This window comes from Succinivibrio sp. (genome assembly GCF_045124615.1).
In the GTDB taxonomy this organism is placed as follows: Bacteria; Pseudomonadota; Gammaproteobacteria; order Enterobacterales; family Succinivibrionaceae; genus Succinivibrio; species Succinivibrio faecicola.
This window is the reverse complement of record NZ_JBGVMC010000033.1, coordinates 1-4,598: the sequence shown is the minus strand read 5'-3', so window position 1 is coordinate 4,598 and position 4,598 is coordinate 1. Positions and strand designations below refer to the sequence as shown.

The window sequence follows — 4,598 nt, the reverse complement described above, 5'->3', positions numbered from 1 at the left end:
GTTGCAATCTGATTGGCAATCTCCTTCAGAGTTGTATTCTCATACTTTCTTGTTTTTACCGTTCTTCTTACAGTGCCATTAAGAGGTATTGATACTGCAGAAAAGCTGAAGATTCTAGGACGACCAGACACTGATAATTTATCAATTATCATGTTCTTTGTTTCGAGCGAGCCTCTTGCTTCAGTAACCAAGGTTACTTTTACTTTATCACCGCGTGTTGGTGTCCAGTTTTCGGCCCATTTACCAACTTCATCCTTTAAAGTGATATTTACCTCATCAGCTTCATCATCAATATGGTCGGTATATTCACACTGCAGTAGATCTGCAGATACCTCAGTTGAAATATCCGTTTCATTTCCTGCAGTCATATACTGAATTGATAGAAGTGTTTTAAGAGGTGTAGTTCTGATACCTATCTCTTCCATGGTGGTAATTTCTCTTTATAAGAATCAGTTGAAACCTCAATCTCAGGTAATGTAAGCACAATCCCTGAAGGAAAAATCACATACTTACGATATTTGAAGTTCAAATTCATAAGTGCTGTAAGGTACTTTTCATCACCTAAGATTTTATAGGCGATACCATCCCAGGTATCACCCTGAACTGTTGTATAAGTTTTACTCATAGCTCAAGCGGCTCCTCTGAGCAAAATACTGTTCAATCTGCTTCTGGAAGTTAGAACTGCCTTCAGCAAGTGCTCTTCTTATCTGGTCATAAGCATCACCACTCTTACCATCAGTTGTAACATTGATAGTTGGATTGAAATTGATTGTAATGTTTGATGAACCTGCAGATGAAGAATGACCTGCTAAAAGAGATTCCAATTTTGATAAAGGAAGAACAGCTTCTGATTCAGCTCCTTCACCAATAAGGGCAGTAGTTGGTTTTGTAACAATACCACCATTGGCCAACATTGGTATTTGTGGCATTTCAAAACTTAAAGTCTGACCTCCCATACTAGGAACCCAATCAGGTATTGATACTGATACTGAGCCTATTGCAGAGAATGCTTTATTGATAAGAGAAATGATTGCATTGATAGGTTGTTTAGCTAATCCTACCAAGCCACCAAACATATTGGCAAATATGTTTTTTACGTTCTCCCAAGCTTTTCCCCATTCTCCAGCAAAGATGTTTTTAACAAAATCAATAACCTGAGTGAAGTGATATTTGATTCTGTTCCATGCGCTAGAAACGTTTTCTACAATGTTATTAAAAGCACTAGAAAACACATTGGCTAACCATGGGCATTTTTCCGAGAACCAAGACCATAAAGCAGCAGCTTTTTCTTTGACAACATCCCAGTTTTTATAAAGCAGAACTCCAATTGCAATCAGAGCTGCAATTGCAGCAATTACCATTAGGTGACACAATAGTTTGTGACGAGTTAGTTAAAGCTATAGAAGGAGTCACAACTAATGGCAAGACAAAGTTACAGCAAGGATGAAAAACTTAAGTATGTTCAGCTCTTTGCAAAAAGTGGATTAACTAAGTGGGAGTTTGTAACTCAACATCCTGAGATAAAGAGAACAACCTTGTACAACTGGATCACTAAGTATTTTCCTAACCAACCATCATCAGAAGGTGGTGATACAGCAGCTGATGAAAAGGCAGAGATTCCAAAGGATCAATTAGAGAGCAAGGATAAGTTTGAATTTGTTATTGATACAGCTAAAATGAATGAACAAGAGATTGGTGCTTATTGCAGAAGCAAAGGCATATATTCAACAGAATTAAAGTCATGGAAGCTTAATTGTATGAATGCAAATGATAATAACAATGTAGTTTTTGCTGAAGAGAACGTAAAGTTAAAGGCTGAGATCAGACAGTTAAAAGAAAAGTTATCTAAGCTTAATTGTAAGAGTGCCAAGAAGGATAAAGAGCTTGAGCGTATGCAGAAAGCTCTAGCAGAATATGCTGTTAAGGAAGCATTCCTAAAAAAAGCGCAAGCGCTCTTCGAGGAAAGCGACGAGGAGCGCTAACAAGCGAAGCTGAAAAGAAAAAGCTATTAGATCTCATTGATAGTAATAGAGTTGATGTCTTTATTGATACTGTGACTTTAAGTTGCGGTACGTTTACTGTAAATCAAAGTTATCAGCTCACTGTATCATACATGACTGAAGCTTTAGGCATGGGAAAGAACAGCTATACTAACTGGAAGAAAGATCTTACAGATAAAAGAAAAGGCGCTAAGCACGTAAATAACTACAAGTATAGCCAGGAAGATCGAGAGAAAGCATTATTAGCATTGATGCTCAATCCTGATATGAATCCTTATGAGCTTCAAGCTAAATACCTTGATGAGCACAATACATATTTAGGCTCTGCAAGATGGTTATATCGTTTACTTGAGGAGACTAAGCTAAATAAGCGTAGAGATGGCTCATCTAGCTCAAAATCGAAGGATTCTGTTGAACGACGAGCATTAATAGCAACAGCCCCTAATCAGGTATTCGTATGGGATATTACATACCTGTATAAAGCAAATCCTATGGGGCAGTATTACTACCTGTATGCTGTAATGGATTTGTACAGTAGAAAGATGATCCACTGGGAAGTACATGAAACTCAATCAGCTGAATTGGCAGCTCAGTTTATTGAAAAAGCCTTTAATAAAGCAGGCTTTAAAAAGCCATCATGCAAAGCTGTAGAGCTCAATGGAACTAATCGAGACATATTTGGTAACGTTCTAGTTCTGCACAGTGATAATGGAGCTCCTATGCGAGGATCAACTATGGTTGCCAAATGTACTGAATTAGGCATTGAATGTACCTATAACAGAGCTAGACATAGCAATGATAATGCTCATATGGAAGCAAGCTTTAAATTACTTAAACATGGTCATGAGGTTGCTATACCAGAAGCTTTTAATACTTTAAAACATGCAAGAACTTGGGTAGATCAATATTACCATTGGTACAACAATAAGCACCGTCATAGTGGTATTTGCTACATTACCCCACAACAGTGCTATGAGGGTAAAGGTCCAGGTATTATGAAAAAGCGCAATGATATTATTGATATCTACTACCAACAGCATAAGGATCAAGGCTTGTTAAGAGATAATATTACATCTACAGGTAAGATGAGAAGATGCCTTTGGCAAATGCCTGCAAAGGTTGAAGTAATGCCGTTTTATACTAAACGTGCTAGAGTTAAAAACGTAATTAGAGCTAAGAAGTTGGATATTGAAACTCCTGCTTGTAATGACTCTAATTTAGAAGTGGTTTAAAAAGAAAAAAAAGCTTTTTCCCCCGCACCCCCTTTTTGAAAAAAAAGAAAAAAATGCGGTTACATTGAGGAATGTGAAGTAACTCACAAATATTGATGATATGTCACAAACTAACTTTACACAAAACGTTACCAGTCCGATTGGATTGGCAAACATCACCGCATTAAAGATAATCATAGCTGACTTAACAATGAGTATTGCATTCTTTAACAACATTAGGACTTTCCAGAGCTTTAATGCTCCTGCAACTGCAGACATGATGATATAGCCTGCACCGCCCCATATCATATTGAATGTGGCCATCATTGCGATAACACCACCGATTGAAGCTCCAACAGCTACAAGAACCTTTAACAAGGTTTCATGATTCTTTGCAAAAGAACCTACTGCACTAATTCCTTGAGTTAAGAATACAGTGCATTTTCTGATAGCAGGAGTTACCGCTTCAGAAAGAATTAACTGAGTTTCTTCATATGCAGAATTAAGAGAAGCAAGTTCACCATCTAAATTGTTAGTCTGCTGAATTGCTACACGCTCTGCAGATCCTGCTTCCTTAACCTTATCAATAAAGTTCTGCAGTGTGCCATCTACAGCATTATTCATCAGAATACCTGCTGCAGACATTGCTTCCTGACCAAATATATCCTTCTTGATTGCCGCCTGAGCTGCCTGAGGTAATTTCTGCAGTGCTGAGCCAATGTCTTTTAATACATCTGGCATTGCTCTTACCTTGCCCTGAGCATCCTTTACAGATACACCTAAAGCATATAAAGCCTTCTGTCCTTCTGTCGCAGGGGCAACTAAGCGAGTGAATACTGCGCGCATTGCTGTACCAGCCTGAGAACCACGAATTGCGTTATCACCAAGCTTACCAGCCATTGCAGCAACTGTCTCAAGATCAACACCCATAGATGCTGCAACCGGTGCCACATATTTCATGGTTTCGCCTAATCCCTGCAGATCTGTTGAGGAATTAGCAAAGGTATTAACCATGGTATCGGCGACACGGTTAATCTGACTTGCTTCAAGTCCAAAACCGTTCAGCATAGAAGCTGCAATATCAGATGCATTGGCCAAATCAACCTGACCTGCAGAGGCAAGATTTAACATACCAGGCATTGCTTTTAACATATCATCTGTTTTAAAGCCTGCCATAGCAAGATATGTCATACCTTCTGCAGCTTGAGAAGCTGAGAATACAGTTGAAGCACCTAATTCACGTGCCTTATCACGCAAACGGCCTAAATCTTCTGCAGAAGCATTAGATACAGCACCTACTCTGGCCATGGTCTTATCAAATTCCATGCCTAACTTGATTGGTGCGGCAAAGTTAGATGCCAATGATTTTAGTAGCATCATCTGGCCT

General features: G+C 38.7%; 6 protein-coding genes. 2 read left to right on the top strand and 4 right to left on the bottom strand.

Translation table 11 applies throughout. The annotated features are described in order from the left end of the window. The 3 genes from ACJML3_RS00815 to ACJML3_RS00805 form a co-directional block, all read right to left on the bottom strand. Nucleotides 1-425: hypothetical protein (locus tag ACJML3_RS00815; RefSeq protein ID WP_406019772.1), on the bottom strand; the 425-nt coding region annotated here is incomplete at its 3' end. Next, nucleotides 413-625 (bottom strand): tail protein X, encoded by a 213-nt coding sequence (locus tag ACJML3_RS00810; protein WP_331853129.1) that lies wholly within the window; start codon nt 623-625, stop codon nt 413-415. The genes ACJML3_RS00815 and ACJML3_RS00810, both read right to left, overlap by 13 nt. After that, entirely contained in the window at nt 618-1,361 is a 744-nt protein-coding gene (locus ACJML3_RS00805) for a hypothetical protein (RefSeq protein WP_406019770.1), read from the bottom strand. The genes ACJML3_RS00810 and ACJML3_RS00805 overlap by 8 nt, the downstream gene beginning before the upstream one ends. Before the next feature lie 57 nt (nt 1,362-1,418). Here ACJML3_RS00805 and ACJML3_RS00800 point away from each other — a divergent pair, with 57 nt between their 5' ends. Beyond that, nucleotides 1,419-1,982 (top strand): hypothetical protein, encoded by a 564-nt coding sequence (locus tag ACJML3_RS00800; RefSeq protein ID WP_406019768.1) that lies wholly within the window; start codon nt 1,419-1,421, stop codon nt 1,980-1,982. A gap of 131 nt (nt 1,983-2,113) precedes the next feature. Next, on the top strand, nt 2,114-3,232 hold the full coding sequence (locus ACJML3_RS00795; RefSeq protein WP_406019766.1) for a transposase: 1,119 nt from the start codon (nt 2,114-2,116) through the stop codon (nt 3,230-3,232). Here the strand turns inward: ACJML3_RS00795 and ACJML3_RS00790 are convergent. Next, the coding region (locus tag ACJML3_RS00790; protein ID WP_406019764.1) for a phage tail tape measure protein at nt 3,218-4,598 on the bottom strand (1,381 nt) is incomplete at its 5' end. The two genes, ACJML3_RS00795 and ACJML3_RS00790, sit on opposite strands and share 15 nt — an antisense overlap.

Excerpts from the sequence above, each read along its gene's own strand:
- ACJML3_RS00810 (WP_331853129.1), bottom strand. The coding sequence starts at position 625 with ATGAGTAAAACTTATACAACAGTTCAGGGTGATACCTGGGATGGTATC.
- ACJML3_RS00805 (WP_406019770.1), bottom strand. The coding sequence starts at position 1,361 with ATGGTAATTGCTGCAATTGCAGCTCTGATTGCAATTGGAGTTCTGCTT.
- ACJML3_RS00800 (WP_406019768.1), top strand. The coding sequence starts at position 1,419 with ATGGCAAGACAAAGTTACAGCAAGGATGAAAAACTTAAGTATGTTCAG.
- ACJML3_RS00795 (WP_406019766.1), top strand. The coding sequence starts at position 2,114 with ATGACTGAAGCTTTAGGCATGGGAAAGAACAGCTATACTAACTGGAAG.